The sequence below is a fragment of the Cupriavidus metallidurans CH34 genome, assembly GCF_000196015.1.
GTDB classification, from domain to species: Bacteria; Pseudomonadota; Gammaproteobacteria; order Burkholderiales; family Burkholderiaceae; genus Cupriavidus; species Cupriavidus metallidurans.
On record NC_007973.1, the window covers coordinates 3,774,470 to 3,793,320 of the forward strand.

Below are 18,851 nucleotides of genomic sequence, written 5' to 3' on the forward strand. Positions count from 1 at the left end.
GGCAGCACCGCTCCGTTCCTGGGTTGCGACGGGGTCGGGATCACCGGCCCCCGCCGCGCACTGCGACGCGCCACGGTCGAGGCCTGCCTCAGCCGATCGTCATCAAACTTGCATTGCCGCCCGCGGCCGCCGTATTGACGGACAGCGAACGTTCGATCAACAAACGCTCCAGAGCGATATTCGGTTCACCGTGCGCAAGGCCCTGCACGCCGACGATCGGACCAGTGCGGGTGGCCACCTGCTCGCAAACCGTGCGAAGCTGGTCGGAATCGCCGTGGTGCAGCACGGCATCGAATGCCGTATCCGTCGACGTCCAGTCGGAAACCATGCGGACGCGCGATTGTACTGCGGCGGGAAGCCTTTCAGACAGGGCCCTGGTCTGCGCTGTGTCAACGCACAACGCCTCGCTGCCGACGGCCAGCACGGCGGCCAGTTGCAGCACCAGATCGGACTCCTGCTGGGCGAGGCAAAGCACACGCTCGCGCGGCAGCAGCGAGTAGGTGTTGCGCTCGCCGGTAGGACCCGGCAGCGTCACACCGAGCCCCGACGGCGATGCCGCGGCCAGGCGATCGCAGGCCTCGGCCACCTCGGGCAGCGACGCCTGCGCCCAGGCCTTCAGCGCGGCCAGTTCGGGCGACACCGGCGCGGCGGCCACGCCACCAGTCGCATCCGACGCACGCACGGCGCGCGCCACGGCATCCTGCGGGCAGACCGACAGCAGCCGGTGCAGATAGAGTGGCCCTCCCGCCTTCGGCCCCGTGCCGGACAGCCCTTCGCCACCGAATGGCTGCACGCCCACCACGGCGCCGACGACATTCCGGTTCACATAGAGATTGCCCACATCCGCGCGGTCGACGATGTGCGCGATCGTCTCGTCGATCCGCGTGTGGACGCCGAGCGTCAGGCCATACCCAGTGCCATTGATCTGGTCGATCAGCTTGTCCAGCGCGGTTCGCGGGAAGCGCACCACATGCAACACCGGACCGAACACCTCCCGCTTCAGCTCCGCGATCGAATCGAGTTCGATCAGCGTCGGCGGCACGAACGTGCCATGGCGGCAGGCCGGCGTGTCCGCCGCGCCCGGGTCGGCCTGGTGCACACGACGGCCCTTGGCCCGCATCGCTTCGATATGGCGCAGGATATTGCCGCGCGCTTCCTCGTCGATCACAGGACCAACGTCAGTGGAGAGGCGATCCGGGTTGCCCAGCGTCAACTCACCCATCGCACCCTTGAGCATTTCCAGGATGCGGTCGGCCACGTCTTCCTGCAGGCACAGCACGCGCAGCGCCGAACAGCGCTGGCCGGCCGAATCGAAGGCCGAAGTCACCACGTCGCCCACCACCTGCTCGGCCAGCGCCGAGGAATCGACGATCATCGCGTTCTGCCCGCCCGTCTCGGCGATCAGCGGAATCGGACGGCCCGCGGCATCGAGACGGCTCGCCACGTTGCGTTGCAGGAGGCGGGCAACTTCGGTCGAGCCGGTGAACATCACGCCCTTGACCCGGGCGTCGCCTACCAGCGCCGCGCCGACGGTCTCGCCCCGGCCCGGCAGCAATTGCACCGCGGCTGCGGGCACACCGGCGTCGCGCAGCAGACGCACGGCGGCGGCGGCGATCAGCGGCGTCTGTTCGGCCGGCTTGGCCAGCACCGGATTCCCGGCTGCCAGCGCGGCGGCCACCTGGCCGGTGAAGATCGCCAGCGGGAAATTCCACGGGCTGATGCAGACCACCGGACCAAGGGGGCGATGGGTATCGTTCGAGAACGACGCGCGGACCTGCACCGCGTAGTAGCGCAGGAAGTCGACCGCCTCGCGCACTTCGGCGATGGCGTTCGAAAACGTCTTGCCGGCCTCGCGCATGATGATGCCCATCAGCGACTGCATCTGGGCTTCCATCAGATCGGCGGCGCGTTCCAGCGCGGCGGCACGCACTTCGGGCGGCGTGGCCTGCCAGATCGGCGCCACGTTGACGGCGGCCACAAGCGCGGCTTCGGTCTCAGCCGGCGTTGCCTCGCTGACCTGCCCCACTACGTCGCGACGATCCGCCGGATTCAGTACCGGCTCGGACGTGGCATCCGTGCCCGCCACTGCGGCGCCGAGCAGCGGTTCCGCGCGCGGCGTCTCGCTGGTGCCGGCCAGCAGTGCGGACGACAGCGACGCCAACCGATGTTCATTCGACAGGTCGATGCCGGCCGAATTGGCGCGCGATTTGCCATACAGCGCGCGCGGCTGCGGGATACGCGGATGCGGCAGGCCAAGCACGCCCTCTGTCTTGTGCATGGTTTCGACCACGGCCACCGGGTCAGCGACGAGATCGTCGAGCGCGATCGTCTCGTCGGCGATCCGGTTCACGAACGAGGTGTTGGCGCCGTTCTCGAGCAGGCGGCGCACCAGGTATGCCAGCAGCGTTTCGTGGGTGCCGACCGGCGCGTAGATCCGGCACGGCCGGTTGAATTTGCCATCCGCCACCGGGCCGACCACCTGGTCGTACAGCGGCTCGCCCATGCCATGCAGGCACTGGAATTCGTACTGGCCGGGGTAATAGTTCTGGCCGGCGATCTGGTAGATGGCTGCCAGCGTGTGGGCGTTGTGGGTGGCGAACTGTGGATAAATCGCGTCGGGCACCGACAGCAGCTTGCGGGCGCAGGCCACATACGACACATCGGTGTAGACCTTGCGCGTGTAGACCGGGTAGCCCTCCAGGCCGTCGACCTGGGCGCGCTTGATCTCGCTGTCCCAGTACGCACCCTTGACCAGGCGGATCATCAGGCGATGCCGGCTACGGCGCGCCAGGTCGATCAGATAATCGATCACGAACGGGCAGCGCTTCTGATAGCCCTGCACCACGAAGCCGATGCCGTTCCAACCGGCCAGCTCCGGCTCGAAGCAGAGCCGCTCAAGCAGGTCGAGCGAGATTTCCAGGCGGTCCGCTTCCTCGGCGTCGATGTTGATACCGATGTCGTACTGGCGGGCCAGCATCGTCAGGCTCTTCAGGCGACCGTAGAGTTCGGTGATCACGCGCTCGTGCTGCGCGCGGCTGTAGCGCGGGTGCAGCGCGGATAGCTTGATCGAGATGCCTGGGCCTTCGTAGATGCCACGGCCGCGCGAAGCCTGCCCGATCGCGTGGATCGCCTGCTCGTAGGACGCCAGGTAGCGCTGGGCATCGGCCTCGGTCATCGCCGCTTCGCCGAGCATGTCATACGAGTAACGGAAGCCCTCTTCCTCGTACTTGCGCGCGTTGGCCAGCGCCTCGGAGATTGTTTCGCCAGTCACGAACTGCTCGCCCATCAGGCGCATCGCCATGTCCACGCCCTTGCGGATCAACGGCTCGCCGCCCTTGCCGATGATGCGCGTCAGCGCCTTCGACAGTCCGGCTTCGGTGTGCGTGGCCACCAGCCGGCCGGTCAGCAGCAGGCCCCAGGTGGCAGCGTTGACGAACAGCGACGGGCTCTGGCCCAGATGTGATTGCCAGTTGGCGCCGCTGATCTTGTCGCGGATCAGCGCATCGCGCGTGGCCTTGTCGGGGATGCGCAGCAGCGCTTCGGCCAGGCACATCAGCGCCACGCCTTCCTGCGACGACAACGAGAACTCCTGGATCAGCCCCTGCACCAGCCCCTCGCGTCCGCTGCCTACTTTCTGCTCACGCAGCCGGGCCGCCAGGGCTCGCGCCATCTTGATGGCGGCATCGGCCTGCGCCTGCGGCAGGCGCGCCTGCTCCAGCAGCACCGGCACACATTCGGTTTCCGGACGGCGGTAGGCGGACGTGATGGCCGCGCGCAGTACCGACTGAGGCTGGACGCTCTGCGCGAATTCGAGGAAAGGTTGCGGCGCGGCATCGGCCTGCGTCGCGTCGCCAGCATCGGCGCCATCGGTATCTGCAGTCGCGCCGGCACCAGCTTCATGGGGCAGATGGCCGCGTTCCACCTGTTCCAGGTACGTGAAGATGGCCTGCTTGATCAGCCAGTGCGGGGTGCGGTCGATGGACTGGGCAACGCGCTTCAGGCGTTCGCGCGATGCGTCGTCGAGCTTGACGCCGAGGGTGGTGGTGGCCATGTGATCGGTTCTCCAGCGAATCTTGGAATATCGGTTGGCTGCACCGGCGATACGCACGTGTGCGTACCCGCCAGATAGCCGGACTGGCGCGATCTTACTCTCGGAGAATTACGGGGTGCAACCTAGTGCAACCCCTAAGCTCACTTGCGGACAAAAGGTTGCACTTTCGCAACTTCCCGGCGTGGCGACTGCTCCGCTCAAATGCGTAGCGGATCGATTTCCAATTGCCAACGCACCCCTTTGACACGTGTCGCGGCATCATCGAAAGTCCGTACCCACTCACTGACAAACCGTTGCAATAACGGACGGGAGCCGGCTTCGACGAGCATCTGGGCGCGCTCTTTGTTGAACAGGCGCACCATCGACATCGGCACCGGGTCATGCAGTTGCACTTCGGCTGCCATCGGACTGGCATCCGCGCACGCGCGAGCGGCCTGCAGGAAGGCAAGCGCGCGCTCGAGCTGCGCGTGCTCGGCCGTCACCAGCACCTGGTAGGCATATGGGGGCAACCCGGCCTGCCGGCGCTCTCGCAACTGGCTGGCTGCGAATCCATCATAGTCATGGCGAACCAAAGCCTGCAATGCGGGGGCATCTGGATAGCGGGTCTGGATCAACACTTCGCCGCCCAGCCCTGCCCTGCCGGCGCGGCCAGACACCTGCATCAGCGACGCGAACAGGTGCTCGGCCGCGCGGAAATCGTGACTGAACATGGCGGCATCAGGGTGGACGATGCCCACCAGCGTGACACGCTGGAAGTCGTGTCCCTTGGCCACCATCTGCGTGCCCACCAGGATGTCGACCTCGCCGGCATGGACCTCGTCGAGCATGGCCTGCGCACTGCCCTTGCGCCGCGTGGAATCCGCGTCGATCCGGGCGATGCGTGCCTGTGGAAAACGTGCGGCCAGCGCTTCCTCGATCCGCTGCGTGCCCCGGCCAAGCGGTGCGATGTCGACATTGCCGCAGTCGGGGCAATGATGCGGCACGGGCGCCTCAAGCCCGCAATGGTGGCAGCGCAACCGCCGCTCCGGGCGATGCAGCACCAGGTACGCCGAGCATCGCGGGCAGCCCGAGAGCCAGCCGCAACTGTCGCAGGCCAGGACTGGCGCGTAGCCCCGCCGGTTCAGGAACAACAGGCTCTGCTGACCCCGATCCAGCCGCTGCTGGATGGCATCGAGCAGCGGCACCGACAGCCCTTCATAGAGCGTGCGCTGACGCTGGCGTTCATGGTTCAGGTCGATCAGCCTGACCGTGGGCAGTGCGGCATCCGCCTGGGCGCGATCCCGCAGCACCAGCTTGCGATAGGCGCCCTGCTCCGCCCGGTACCAGGACTCCATGGACGGTGTGGCCGAGCCAAGCACTACCGGGATGCCTAACTGGTTGGCTCGCCACACGGCCAGATCGCGTGCCGAGTACCGCAGGCCTTCCTGCTGCTTGTAGGAGGTGTCGTGCTCTTCATCGACCACGATCAGTTTCAGGTTCGGCACGGATGCCATGACGGCCATGCGTGTGCCGAGCACGATACGCGCCTCGCCGCGATGCGCTGCCAGCCACTGGAGGCTGCGCTCCTGATCGGCCAGTCCACTATGCAGGACGGCCAGTGGCTGGTCAGGAAAGCGCTCGGCGATACGCGCCTGCAGTTGGGGCGTGAGGTTGATCTCGGGGACCAGCATCAATACCTGGGCGGCTGGGTCCTCGTCCAATCGCGCGGCGATGGCGTGGAGATAGACTTCCGTCTTGCCGCTGCCGGTCACCCCGTGGAGCAGGAAGGCGGCATAGCCTTCGGCGGCGGTGATGGCATCCACGGCCGCACGCTGCTCGTCATGGAGCGTCGGGGCGACAGATGGTACCTGCGTGGGGGCTTTATCGAGCAGCGGACGGTCTGCATGGGTGCTTTGGATACAACCAGCGGCCTCCCACTCGGCCAGGCGTGCCGGGGCCGCCGTGCAAAGCTCGCGGGCTTCTGCAAGGCGCAACCCATCAGGCGCCGCAATCAACGCTTCAGCCAGCGCCCGCACGGTTCGTGCGCGCGACGGCGCTGCCGCCAGCAAGGCTTCTGACTGCGCCGGGCGTACCCGGTACTGCGTGGTTCGGGCGCGTTGTTCCAGCCGTTCCCACGTCTGCGGATCGCGCAGCGACGGCGGCAGCGCGGGCAGCATCACTTCGCCCAGACAGCGGTGGTAGTAGCGCGCGGCAAAACGGGCAAGGCCGATCCACGCGGCGTTGAGCGGTGGCATCCACGTCAGATGGCCCGTCACCGGCCTCAGGCGGTCTGCGGGTACCTCGGTGTTGTCGGGTCGATCGAGCACGACCCCCATGACATGGCGCTTGCCAAATGGCACGACCACGAGCTCGCCCGGCATCACCGCGGCATCCGCCAGATAGTCGAAGTAGTCGTCAGCGGGGGTATCCAATGCGACGCGCACGAGGCCCGCCGCAGCCTCAGCGGATGCGGGCTGTAACGCAGTATCCACAGGCGCCGCCGCCGATGTCATTGACCAGCTCCAGCGTGGTGCAGTCCGGCTGCGCGATGGTTGTGCATGGCTGGCGTAACAGGATTTTCCGAACGGGTCTGTGTGCGGCGCAACATCAACTTAAAGTAAAACCTGAAATGTGACCCTAAGTCGATGATCCTTGGTGGCTTTTCCAAGGTATCTGTCACGCCTGTGGATAACTTTGTTGAAAAGTCGCGCCGAGTTCCCCGCAAGGCCCATGAATCAAGGCTTTCATCGACCTTACACGGTTCTTAAAGAAAGATTCAAAGCCTTATGAATCAATGGGTTGCAAACACCCCCCAACTGAGTTAAGGGGTTACCCCGTCTTGCGGTGCGGCAAACCTATCGGTGTGCATAAGTCAAGCCTTGACAGCAACCGCCCAGCACCTTTTTGGCGAAATAACGCAAATAGTTTACTTGACAGCTTATCGATAGCGACGACTGCGACACAGCGGCGCAGTCGGGTCGACGAATCGCTGCGCCGCGGGGAAAACGCCTGTTTCAGACGGCCGCTGCAACCTGCCCGGCGCGCAGCTTGCGGCTATGGTTGTGCACTTCGTCAACCAGGACCGAAACGTTCTCGGGCGGCGTGAACTGCGAAATGCCGTGGCCGAGGTTGAAGACGTGTCCATCGCTGCCACCGGCGGATGCGTAAGAGTCGAGCACGCCCCGTACCTGTTCGCGGATGGCCGATTCGGACGCGAACAGCACGGTCGGGTCGATATTGCCTTGCAGTGCCACGCGGCCTTCGGTCCGACGGCGAGCTTTCGCCAGGTTCACGGTCCAGTCGAGCCCGATCGCATCCGGGCCGATCCCGGCGATTTCCTCGAGCCAGATGCCGCCGCCCTTGGTGAATACGATCACTGGGATCTGCTGGCCGTCGTGCTCGCGCTTGAGGCCCTGAAGTACCTTGCGCATGTACGCTAGCGAGAAGGCCTGATACATGCCATCCGCCAGCGCGCCGCCCCAGGTGTCGAAAACCATCACGGCCTGGGCCCCGGCTTCGATCTGCGCGTTGAGGTACGCGGACACGGCGGTAGCATTGATGTCGAGAATGCGATGCATCAGGTCGGGCCGGGCGTACATCATCGCCTTGACGGTGCGGAAGTCGTCCGAGCCACCACCTTCGACCATATAGCAGGCCAGCGTCCACGGGCTGCCCGAGAAACCGATCAGCGGCACACGCTGACGGCCGTCCTGCACCAGCGCCTTGCGGATTTCGCTGACCGCATCGAACACGTATTGCAGCGACGCCATGTCCGGCACCGCGAGCTTGGCCACGTCGGCTTCCGTGCGCAACGGATGCGCAAAACGCGGGCCCTCGCCCTGCGCGAACGACAGGCCGAGGCCCATCGCATCGGGTACGGTGAGGATGTCCGAGAAGAGGATCGCGGCGTCGAGCGGGTAGCGGTCGAGCGGCTGCAGCGTCACCTCGGTGGCGTAGGCCGGGTTCTTGGCCAGGCCGAGGAAGCTGCCGGCGCGCGCGCGCGTGGCGTTGTACTCGGGCAGGTAGCGACCCGCCTGGCGCATGAGCCAGAGGGGTGTGTATTCAGTGGGTTGCCGGCGCAGCGCCCGCAGGAAGGTGTCGTTCTGCAATGCGGTCATGGTCATCCTCGTGAGACCGACATTCTAAGGGATGCCCGCACCCGCAAGCCCTATGGCGAGTGATATCCACACGAATGCTTGCGCTGGATCGGGCCTCAGCGGTCCTCGGCGGTCCTCAGAGGTCGTCGAACACACCTGTGAACGCCTCGGCGGCGCGGCGCATCCACTCCCGTGCGCGTGGTGCGTCCGGTTGCAGACGCGCAAAGCCATGTGTCATACCTGACGCCTCGATCGTGATCACCGGTGCATCGTGGCGCACGAGGAAGTTGGCGTAGGCCAGGCCGTCATCACGCAGCACGTCATTGGCCGCCACAAGCACGACGCTGGCGGGGGGCAACATGGCGGGCGGCGATGCCATCAGATGGATCCGGGGATCGTCCTGCTCGGCGCCCTTGGCCAGTTCTTCGGCGCCGATGAACTGCGTCCAGTACCACGCCATTTCGTCTCGGGTGAGACCAGGCCCGTTCGCGAACGCCCGATAGCTCTCGGTCGTGAGCAATGGCGCAGCCACGGGGTAGATCAGCAACTGCGCCTGGACGATATGCGCACGGCGCTGTTCGTTGACGACGCGGGCCGCTGCCGCAGCCAGATGCGCGCCTGCGCTGTCGCCAGCCACGGCGAGAAAATCTGGATGCACGCCAAGCGACTCGCGCGATGCAGCGAGCCATTGCACGGCTGCCACCGCATCGTCGCAAGGGGTTGGAAACGCGTATTCCGGGGCCAGCCTGTAGTCGACACTGGCAACGACGCACTGTGTGTCGGCTGCCAGCAGCGCCGCCACCGTGTGATGCGTTTCCGGCGAGCCGACGACCCAGCCACCACCGTGGAAATAGACAATCAGTCGAGGCTGCTCAACATTGGCGGGCCTGAACAAGCGCACCGTCAACGCCGCGCCGTCCACGGGGATCGCGAGATCGGTGACGGAGATCTCCTCGGTGTCCGGCTGTCGCGAGCGCGCGGCCACATCCTCGAAGCGCGAGCGCCGCGCTGCGGCATCCTCGGGAATGGGTTCGTTGGCGTACAGGTCCGCCATCTGGCGGTAGTAGCTGAGTAGCTGGGGGTCGATGGCCATCGGAAACTTCGAAAATCGCTTTGCTAACCGTTTCGAATCGTAACGCTGAATGCGCTGCCGAACACAAAATCAGAAACCCGATTTTTCTTATCCCCCGAATGTGGGGAACACGGCGTATTAATGGGCAGAAAACGTAATGCATTCAAGACACTAGCAAGTCTTCATTTTTGCACTTCCTGGCGCACATTATGACGGAACACGCGATGAAAACGCTTTCAAGCAAGCCGCAAAGTGTTTAGAACGACGTATCCATACGCGGTCGCCTTTCAACTACTTGCAAAACGATACATTTTGTTACTGCCATGGCCAGAAGTTTCCCCCACAATGCATTGACAGACCGATGCTTGGTGTGAGGAGCCCCCCGCCGCTAAAGCATTGAAAAATATGGGGCGCTGAAGAAAGCCCCTCAGGTAGTGACCAGATTTATCCGGACCAACCCAGCAGACGTTGCAGGTTGATCCGGAAAACCAGGAAGACCGGCGCGCAAGTTGCGGAGAGAACACTCCGATGCGCGTGTAAGAGTAGCCTGGACCGAACCCGTTCCTTCGAATTGACCCCTCGAAGGGATTTTCCCGTCCGCGCGGAGCCTCCCCGGCCCGCGCGCTTTTTTTTGTGGTCCAGGCCACGAAATATAGCGCCCGTCAGATAAAAAAGGCAGCCCGCGGGCTGCCTTTTTTAGTGCCGCGCCAAAAATACAACAGCGCGGCAGTACGACTTAAATGCTTACTTCTTACGACGCAGGCGGGCGATTGCAGCAAGCTGCGCAGCGGCCACGGCCAGTTCGCTCTGGGCGCGCGCCAGATCCAGATCGCTGCTCTGATTCTGCAGCATTTCCTCGGCCGCGCGCTTGGCTTCGCTAGCCTTGGCTTCATCCAGATCCGTACCGCGAATCGCGGTATCGGCCAGCACAGTAACGTGCTGGGGCTGCACTTCAAGAATGCCGCCGGCAACGAACACGAACTCTTCGCCGCCGTCTTCCTTCTCGATGCGCACCGCGCCCGGCTGGATGCGGGTAATCAGCGGCGTGTGACCCGGCAGGATACCCAGTTCACCCGACTCGCCCGGCAGCGCCACGAACTTCGCCTGACCGGAGAAGATCGACGCTTCCGCGCTGACGACGTCTACAAGAATGGTTGCCATATTTGATCCTTTCTTCAGAAAGCGTTGGCTTCCCGAAATCAGGAAGCATGTGTCTCGCCCTCATGCTCGCGGCTGCCACGTACACCGGCTGACTTCGCCAGGACAGCCGCAACGGCGCATGAAGGCGAAAGACGCCGCTTACTGAAGCTTCTTGGCCTTCTCGAAGGCTTCGTCGATCGAGCCAACCATGTAGAACGCCTGCTCGGGCAGGTGATCGCACTCGCCATCCACCAGCATCTTGAAACCACGGATGGTTTCCTTCAGCGGCACGTACTTGCCCGGCGAACCCGTGAACACTTCGGCCACGTGGAACGGCTGGGACAGGAAACGCTGGATCTTACGCGCACGCGACACGGCGAGCTTGTCTTCCGGCGACAGTTCGTCCATGCCCAGAATCGCGATGATGTCGCGCAGTTCCTTGTAGCGCTGCAGGGTCTGCTGAACGCGGCGGGCCACTTCATAGTGTTCCGTACCCACGACTTGCGGATCCAGCTGGCGCGAGGTCGAGTCGAGCGGGTCGACGGCGGGGTAGATACCCAGCGCGGCGATGTCACGCGACAGCACGACGGTCGAGTCCAGGTGCAGGAAGGTGGTAGCCGGCGACGGGTCGGTCAAGTCATCCGCAGGCACGTACACGGCCTGGATCGACGTGATCGAGCCAGTCTTGGTCGACGTAATACGCTCCTGCAGCTTGCCCATTTCTTCAGCCAGCGTCGGCTGATAGCCCACGGCGGAAGGCATACGGCCCAGCAGTGCCGACACTTCGGTACCGGCCAGCGTGTAGCGGTAGATGTTGTCGACGAAGAACAGGATGTCGCGGCCTTCGTCACGGAAGCGCTCGGCCATCGTCAGGCCGGTCAGCGCCACGCGCAGACGGTTGCCCGGCGGCTCGTTCATCTGGCCGAACACCATGGCCACCTTGTCGAGCACGTTCGAGTCCTTCATTTCGTGGTAGAAGTCGTTCCCTTCACGGGTACGCTCGCCCACGCCGGCAAACACCGACAGACCGCTGTGCTGCTTGGCGATGTTGTTGATGAGTTCCATCATGTTCACGGTCTTGCCCACACCGGCGCCACCGAACAGACCCACCTTACCGCCCTTCGCGAACGGGCACACCAGGTCGATAACCTTGATGCCCGTTTCCAGCAGGTCAACCGATGGCGACAGTTCGTCGAACTTCGGTGCCTTCTGGTGAATCGCGCGCTTTTCGTCAGCTTCGATCGGACCAGCTTCGTCGATCGGGCGACCCAGCACGTCCATGATGCGGCCCAGCGTGCCGTGGCCCACCGGCACGGAGATGGGGGCGCCGGTGCTCATCACCGACATGCCACGGCGCAGGCCGTCCGACGAGCCCAGGGCAATGGTACGCACCACGCCGTCGCCGAGCTGTTGCTGCACTTCGAAGGTCAGACCCTTCTCGGCGAACGACTTGTCGTTGCCCTCTTCGAGCACGAGTGCGTCGTACACCTTCGGCATTGCGTCGCGCGGGAACTCGATGTCCACCACGGCGCCAATGCACTGCACAATATTTCCGATACTCATTTCGTATCTCCGATAGCTTGAATTCTTGACGCCTTAGACCGCAGCGGCACCGCTGACGATTTCCGACAGTTCCTTCGTAATCGCTGCCTGACGGGTCTTGTTGTAGACCAGTTGCAGTTCGCCGATCACGTTCTTGGCGTTGTCGGATGCAGCCTTCATGGCCACCATACGCGCGGATTGCTCCGACGCCATGTTCTCGGCCACGGCCTGGTACACCAGCGCTTCGACGTAGCGGACGAGCAGCTCTTCCACAACGGTCTGGGCGTCGGGCTCGTAGATGTAATCCCACGAGTAGGCGCGCTTTTCATCTTCGGTCTGGCTCAGCTTGTCCGCTGCCAGCGGCAGCAGTTGCTCGACCATCGGCTCCTGCTTCATCGTGTTGATGAACTTGGTATATGCCAAGTACACCGCGTCGACTTCGCCGTTGGTATAGGCGTCCAGCTGAACCTTGATCGCGCCGATCAGCTTTTCCAGATGCGGGGTGTCACCCAGCTGCACCACATGCGAGACCACCTTGGCGCCGATGCGGCCCAGGAACTGCATGCCCTTGGTACCGATGGCGGTCGCTTGCACGTTCACGCCCTGGCCCTGCAGGTCCTTCAGTTCGTTGGTCACCGCGCGCAGCACGTTGGTGTTCAGGCCACCGCACAGACCCTTGTCGGTCGTCACCACGATCATGCCGGCACGCTTGACGTCGCGTGCCACCATGAACGGATGCTTGAACTCGGGGTTGGCAGAGGCCAGGTGCGCCGCGATATTCCGCACTTTCTCGGCGTAGGGGCGGGCGTTGCGCATCCGTTCCTGCGCCTTGCGCATCTTGGATGCGGCGACCATCTCCATCGCCTTGGTGATCTTGCGCGTGTTTTGCACGCTCTTGATCTTGGTTCGAATCTCTTTCGTTCCGGCCATATCTTCCTCTCCACTCGTGCCGCGCCGCGCGCCTTACGGCGCGCCCGGCGCAACACATGGAATCACGCGGTTAGAACGCGGCGGACTTCCTGAAATCCTCGATCGCTGCACGCAGGGCGGCTTCGTCTTCCTTCGACAGATCCTTGGTATCTTCGATGCGGTTGACGAGGTCGGCGAACTTGGTCTTCAGGTGGTCGTGCAGGCCCTTCTCGAACGGCAGAATGTCCTTCACGTCGACGTTGTCGAGGAAGCCGTTGTTGGCGGCATACAGCGACGCGGCGAGTTGCCACACCTGCAGCGGCTGGTATTGCGGCTGCTTGAGCAGTTCGGTCACGCGGCGGCCGCGCTCGAGCTGCTTGCGGGTAGCGTCGTCCAGGTCCGAAGCAAACTGCGCGAACGCAGCCAGTTCACGGTACTGGGCCAGGTCGGTACGGATACCACCGGAGAGCTTCTTGATGACCTTGGTCTGCGCTGCACCACCCACACGCGACACCGAAATACCGGCGTTGATAGCGGGGCGGATACCGGCGTTGAACAGGTCGGTTTCCAGGAAGATCTGACCGTCGGTAATCGAGATCACGTTGGTCGGCACGAATGCGGACACGTCACCGGCCTGCGTTTCGATCACGGGCAGCGCGGTCAGCGAACCGGTCTTGCCGGTAACGGCGCCGTTCGTGAACTTGGCCACGTAGTCTTCGTTCACGCGGGCAGCGCGCTCGAGCAGACGCGAGTGCAGGTAGAACACGTCGCCAGGGTAGGCTTCGCGGCCCGGCGGGCGGCGCAGCAGCAGCGACACCTGACGGTAGGCCCAGGCCTGCTTGGTCAGATCGTCATAAACGATCAGCGCGTCTTCACCGCGGTCGCGGAAGTATTCGCCCATCGTGCAGCCGGCGTAGGCAGCCAGGTACTGCATGGCGGCCGAGTCCGAAGCCGTTGCGGCCACGACGATCGTGTACTCCATGGCGCCGTGCTCTTCCAGCTTGCGCACCACGTTGGAGATCGTCGAAGCCTTCTGGCCGATTGCCACGTACACGCAGAAGACGCCCTTGCCCTTCTGGTTGATGATCGAGTCAACGGCCACGGCGGTCTTGCCCGTCTGGCGGTCGCCAATGATCAGCTCACGCTGGCCACGGCCAATCGGCACCATCGCGTCGATCGACTTCAGACCGGTCTGCACCGGCTGGCTCACCGACTGACGCGCAATCACGCCCGGAGCGACCTTCTCGATCACGTCCGTTTCCTTGGCGTTGATCGGGCCCTTGCCGTCGATCGGCTGACCCAGCGTGTTCACCACGCGGCCCAGCAGTTCCTTGCCAACCGGCACTTCCAGAATGCGGCCGGTGCACTTGACCGTATCGCCTTCCGAAATGTGTTCGTACTCACCCAGAACCACGGCACCCACCGAGTCGCGCTCGAGGTTCAGTGCCAGGCCGTAGGTGTTACCCGGGAATTCCAGCATCTCGCCCTGCATCACGCCAGACAGGCCGTGCACGCGGCAGATACCATCGGTCACGGAAATTACCGTGCCGGTGTTGCGCACTTCAGCGTCGGCGCCAAGACCCGAGATGCGGGACTTGATCAGCTCGCTGATTTCTGAGGGGTTCAGTTGCATCACAATGCTCCTAATTCTTCAATCCGTCGGCCGTTGCGGTCAGGCGGTCAGCGCGGCTTGCATGGCAGCCAGACGCGAGCGCACGGAGGTGTCGAGCACTTCGTCACCGACCTTGACGCTTACGCCACCGATCAGCGACGGGTCCACCGCCACCTTTGCGTACAGCTTGCGGCCGAACTTGCGTTCGAGTGCGGCGACCAGTTCGTTCGTCTGCGAGGCGTCCAGCGGGAATGCACTGGTGATCTCGACGTCGGACGAGCCCTCGCGGGCGTTCTTGAGCGCATGGAACTGTTCGGCAATTTCCGGCAACGCTGTCAGGCGGCTGTTTTCCACCAGCAGCTTCACGAAGCGGCGAGCTTCGTCGTTGACCGGGCTCTTAAGCACCGACAGGAACACTTCCTCGAGCTTGTCGCCGGAAATGTTCGGGTCGGTGGCGAGCGCCTGCATGTCGGGATTGGCGGCAACCTGCCCCATTTCCGACACCAGCTCGGACCATGCACCCAGGTTGCCTGCACCGGCTTCACTGGCGACGCGGAAGAGCGCCTCCGCGTAGGGACGGGCAATGGTTGCGGTTTCAGCCATGATTAGAGCTCAGCCTTGAGTTGATTGAGCAGGTCTGCGTGGACCTGCGCGTTCACTTCACGCTTGAGGATCTGCTCTGCACCCTTCACGGCCAGCACGGCGACCTGGTCGCGCAGCGATTCACGCGCGCGGGTCACTTGCTGTTCTGCTTCGGCCTTGGCCTGAGCGATGATGCGTGCGGCTTCTGCCTGGGCGTTCTGCTTGATCTCGTCGGCGGTCAACTGGGCACGCTTTTCAGCGTCGGCCACACGTTGGGCGCCTTCGGTGCGGGCTTCGGCCATAGCCTGGTCCACACGCTTGTTGGCGAGTTCAAGCTCCGCCTTGCCTTTTTCGGCAGCGGCGAGGCCATCGGCGATCTTCTTTGCGCGTTCGTCGAGCGCCTTCACCAGCGGCGGCCAAATGAATTTGGCAACAACCCACCACAGGATGAAGAACACGACCATCTGCGCAAAAAACGTTGCGTTCAGATTCATGGTGTGTTCCTTTCGGTAATCAAACTACAGATAAATGCACAAGGGCGGCCAGGCCATCGGACTGAGGCCCACGCCGCCCGTCAGCATCATGCAGACCGAAAAGACTTACTGAATGACGGACAGCAGCGGGTTGGCGAAGGCGAACAGCATTGCAACACCCACACCGATCAGGAATGCAGCGTCGATCAGGCCAGCCAGCAGGAACATCTTGGTTTGCAGCGGGTTCATCAGCTCAGGCTGACGTGCGCACGCTTCGATGTACTTGCCACCCATCAGGGCGATACCCAGGCAGGCGCCGATAGCGCCCAGACCGATGATGATGCCGATACCGATAGCGGTCAGACCCTGGATGTTGGCGAGATATGCTTGCATGATGACTCCTTTAATTTAGAGAGACTTAGAACCAAAAAACCAAAAAACCAAAAACCGAAAATCAGTGGTGATCGTGAGCCTGGCCGATGTACACCAGCGTCAGCATCATGAAAATGAATGCCTGCAGCAGAACGATCAGGATGTGGAAGATGGCCCAGACGGTACCGGCAACCACATGTCCGACGAAGCCCAGCGCGCTCAGGTCAGCACTGAACGTCCAGATGGAACCCAGCAGCGCGATCAGCAGGAACACGAGTTCGCCGGCGTACATGTTGCCGAACAACCGCATGCCGAGCGAAACGGCCTTGGCCAGGAATTCGATGATGTTCAGGACCAGGTTGAACGGGGCCAGGTACCACTTGGCGCCGAACGGGGCCGAGAACAGTTCGTGCATGAAACCGCCCGCGCCCTTGATCTTGAAGCTGTAGTAGATCATCAGCACCAGGACCGAGCACGACATGCCCAGCGTGCCGTTCAGGTCGGCCGTGGCCACTGCGCGGTGGTGCGGAAGATGAATGTGGAAGATGCCCAGCAGACCGTTCAGGCCCGTGACCCAATCCACAGGAATCAAGTCGATCGCGTTCATCATGGTGATCCAGCAGAACACCATCAGCGCCAGCGGAGCGATCCACGAGCGGTCGCCGTGAATGATTCCCTTGGCCTGGTCGTCCACCATCTCGACGATCATTTCCACGAAGGCCTGGAAACGGCCCGGCACGCCGGCCGTCACACGGCGAGCGGCCATGTAGAGGAACAGGATGGCGATCACGCCGCACAGCACCGACCAGAACACAGTGTCGTAGTTCAGGACACTGAAATCGACCACGGAATGCTGCTTGCCGCCGACCGAATTAAAGTTCTGCAAGTGCTCGGCGATATAGCCTGAGGGTGTGAGCACGTGCTCCGCGCCTTGAGTAGCTTCAGCTGACATGTCGAAACGAACCGTATATTGCGAAATCTGACATCGGAAACCCGCCTTCGGCCGATTCCCGGTACACGTCTTGCTTAGCCTTCGGTCACATGACCGGTCACCGCTTGGAGCAAGTACGCCTTGTTATTCTTGGCAAACCTTAGTCACGCGACACGGCACCGTTGTGACGCATCGCGTTTGAAACCTCTTGATTTCCCTGGGGGCTGCCTCATCTGCATCCAGTGCCCGCACCGCCTAGCGAATCGCGAGCGCCACCCAGTAAGTCTTCAACACCAGCAAGAACGTGACGAGCATCGGTATCCAGCGCAGATCGCGGTACAACACCACCACAAGCACGAACAGTGCGACGGTGCTGAACACCTTGATTGCCTCGCCGGCCACCAGGCCGCCAACCGTCGGCTGCCTGCGCGACATCCACAGGCGCAGCGCAAAGAAGCCACTGGGAACAACACACACCATGCCGCCGAACAAGGCCGACCAGCCCGACGGCGCATGCTCATGCGCGAATATCGCCCAAGCAAGCGCCGACAACAGCGTCACAGCGACCTGTGCCAGTACCACTTTGCCGGGCGTCATGCGCGATGGGCGCAATGCACGTTCGCCAAGCAGCTTCACCGCTTCAGCATGTGACAGCGGATCGACAGCTACTTCCTCGCGCTCGGCGCTATCATCCCAATCGTCGTCACGCCACACATCTTGCTGGCGCTCATCTCGACGATCGTTTCCGGACGCCTTGCCGGCTTGCGAACGGTCCTGCTGACGGTCTCGAACCACCACCTGCCCTGCCTCATTCCAGGCCGGAACTTTTCAGGCCCGGCCAGAATTCAAACCGCACGATTCTATTAGGAATCGCTAACATCAGTCAATCTGCTTTCAGATTGCTTGCAGTGAATTTCGCACAACGGCTGCTATCACGCCTTCATGATGGCTGGCCGGATATTGCGCCGCAACGATCTGAAACGTAATTGGATTGCGCCAGCACTGGCGCGCATGATGTCGGATCCGTCAGCGACTGCACGACGGTCATTCCCGTCGACGGCGTTCGGTAATCGCGCAGATCAGCGGGTCGCTGTATACGTGTCGCGTGAGACCGACAACCTTCCGGCAACCGCAAGGAATAGGTTGCCGGAATGTATGGAACAGGTTAGGCGCTGGCTTGCGGTTCGCGCAGGCGCGTGAGCACGCCGTCCAGTGCGTCGTTGCTGGCGAAGTGAATCGTGAGCTGGCCCTTGCCACGCGCGCCGAGCTTGATCTGCACAGACAGGCCCAGCGTATCGGAAAGCTCTTCTTCGAGCCGCGCCACATCGCGCGTGCCATTGCCCGATTTCTGCTTGAGGGACTTCAGATCGAACGGCTTGAGCGTCGATGCCACCAGCTTCTCGGTCTCGCGCACGGACAGCCGCTTGTTGACGATCTGGTTGGCCAGCGTGATCTGATTCGCGCCGTCGACTGCCAGCAACGCGCGCGCGTGCCCCATGTCGAGATCGCCGGCCATCAGCATGGTCTGGACGGGCGCGGCAAGATTGAGCAGACGCAGCAGATTCGATACCGCACTGCGCGAGCGGCCTACGGATTCGGCAGCCTGCTCGTGCGTAAAACGGAATTCGCGGATCAGGCGCATGATGCCTTGCGCCTCTTCCAGCGGGTTCAGGTCTTCACGCTGGATGTTCTCGATCAGCGCCATCGCGGCCGCAGCCTCGTCGGCGACGTCCTTCACGAGCACCGGCACCTTGTCGAGACCCGCAAGCTTCGAAGCGCGGTAACGGCGCTCACCGGCGATGATCTCGTAGCGATCGGGCTCGGCCACGCGACGCACCAGAATCGGCTGCATCAGCCCCTGAGCGCGAATGCTCGCGGCCAGTTCCTGGAGCGCGCCTTCGTCCATGCGCGTGCGCGGCTGGTACTTGCCAGGCTGAAGCTGATCGACGCGCAGCACAGACGGCGCGCCCTCCTGCTTCGAGGTTTCAACGATCTCTGCAGGGCCGCCGAGCAGTGCTTCCAGCCCCCGACCCAGTCCCTTCTTCTTTGCGGTACTCATCGTCGCCATCCTTGCTGTCCCTTCCCTGCTGT

14 protein-coding genes are annotated in these 18,851 nt (G+C 63.1%); all 14 read right to left on the reverse strand.

Features of this window, described 5'->3' with window-relative positions; genetic code table 11:
* Positions 1–88 precede the first annotated feature (88 nt).
* Positions 89–4,051: a trifunctional transcriptional regulator/proline dehydrogenase/L-glutamate gamma-semialdehyde dehydrogenase gene (gene putA / locus RMET_RS17535; protein WP_011517917.1), complete on the reverse strand. Its 3,963-nt coding sequence runs from the start codon at positions 4,049–4,051 to the stop codon at positions 89–91.
* Between the two features lie 197 nt (positions 4,052–4,248).
* Positions 4,249–6,543: a primosomal protein N' gene (locus tag RMET_RS17540; protein ID WP_011517918.1), complete on the reverse strand. Its 2,295-nt coding sequence runs from the start codon at positions 6,541–6,543 to the stop codon at positions 4,249–4,251.
* A gap of 501 nt (positions 6,544–7,044) precedes the next feature.
* The gene (hemE, locus tag RMET_RS17545) at positions 7,045–8,148 is read right to left on the reverse strand and encodes a uroporphyrinogen decarboxylase (protein ID WP_008650152.1); all 1,104 of its coding nucleotides are present in this window, start codon (positions 8,146–8,148) and stop codon (positions 7,045–7,047) included.
* A 115-nt stretch (positions 8,149–8,263) separates the two neighbouring features.
* The gene (locus tag RMET_RS17550) at positions 8,264–9,220 is read right to left on the reverse strand and encodes an alpha/beta hydrolase (RefSeq protein ID WP_011517920.1); all 957 of its coding nucleotides are present in this window, start codon (positions 9,218–9,220) and stop codon (positions 8,264–8,266) included.
* 723 nt (positions 9,221–9,943) lie between these two features.
* Positions 9,944–10,360 carry a F0F1 ATP synthase subunit epsilon gene (locus RMET_RS17555; protein WP_011517921.1) on the reverse strand — a complete coding sequence of 139 codons (417 nt, stop codon included), beginning with the start codon at positions 10,358–10,360 and terminating at the stop codon, positions 9,944–9,946.
* 138 nt (positions 10,361–10,498) lie between these two features.
* Positions 10,499–11,902: a F0F1 ATP synthase subunit beta gene (gene atpD / locus RMET_RS17560; protein ID WP_011517922.1), complete on the reverse strand. Its 1,404-nt coding sequence runs from the start codon at positions 11,900–11,902 to the stop codon at positions 10,499–10,501.
* A gap of 33 nt (positions 11,903–11,935) precedes the next feature.
* Positions 11,936–12,811 carry a F0F1 ATP synthase subunit gamma gene (gene atpG / locus RMET_RS17565; RefSeq protein WP_008650158.1) on the reverse strand — a complete coding sequence of 292 codons (876 nt, stop codon included), beginning with the start codon at positions 12,809–12,811 and terminating at the stop codon, positions 11,936–11,938.
* Positions 12,812–12,881: 70 nt separating this feature from the next.
* The gene (gene atpA / locus RMET_RS17570) at positions 12,882–14,423 is read right to left on the reverse strand and encodes a F0F1 ATP synthase subunit alpha (RefSeq protein ID WP_011517923.1); all 1,542 of its coding nucleotides are present in this window, start codon (positions 14,421–14,423) and stop codon (positions 12,882–12,884) included.
* 39 nt (positions 14,424–14,462) lie between these two features.
* The gene (locus RMET_RS17575) at positions 14,463–15,005 is read right to left on the reverse strand and encodes a F0F1 ATP synthase subunit delta (RefSeq protein ID WP_008650160.1); all 543 of its coding nucleotides are present in this window, start codon (positions 15,003–15,005) and stop codon (positions 14,463–14,465) included.
* Between the two features lie 2 nt (positions 15,006–15,007).
* Positions 15,008–15,478: a F0F1 ATP synthase subunit B gene (locus RMET_RS17580; RefSeq protein ID WP_008650161.1), complete on the reverse strand. Its 471-nt coding sequence runs from the start codon at positions 15,476–15,478 to the stop codon at positions 15,008–15,010.
* 105 nt (positions 15,479–15,583) lie between these two features.
* Positions 15,584–15,850 carry a F0F1 ATP synthase subunit C gene (gene atpE, locus RMET_RS17585; protein WP_008650162.1) on the reverse strand — a complete coding sequence of 89 codons (267 nt, stop codon included), beginning with the start codon at positions 15,848–15,850 and terminating at the stop codon, positions 15,584–15,586.
* 61 nt (positions 15,851–15,911) lie between these two features.
* On the reverse strand, positions 15,912–16,781 hold the full coding sequence (atpB, locus tag RMET_RS17590) for a F0F1 ATP synthase subunit A (RefSeq protein ID WP_011517925.1): 870 nt from the start codon (positions 16,779–16,781) through the stop codon (positions 15,912–15,914).
* Positions 16,782–17,015: 234 nt separating this feature from the next.
* A complete protein-coding gene (locus RMET_RS17595) occupies positions 17,016–17,558 on the reverse strand; it encodes an ATP synthase subunit I (RefSeq protein WP_017511788.1) in 543 nt (180 codons plus the stop codon).
* Between the two features lie 367 nt (positions 17,559–17,925).
* Positions 17,926–18,819, reverse strand: coding sequence for a ParB/RepB/Spo0J family partition protein (locus RMET_RS17600; RefSeq protein WP_029306859.1), 894 nt, complete (start codon positions 18,817–18,819; stop codon positions 17,926–17,928).
* Positions 18,820–18,851 lie beyond the last annotated feature (32 nt).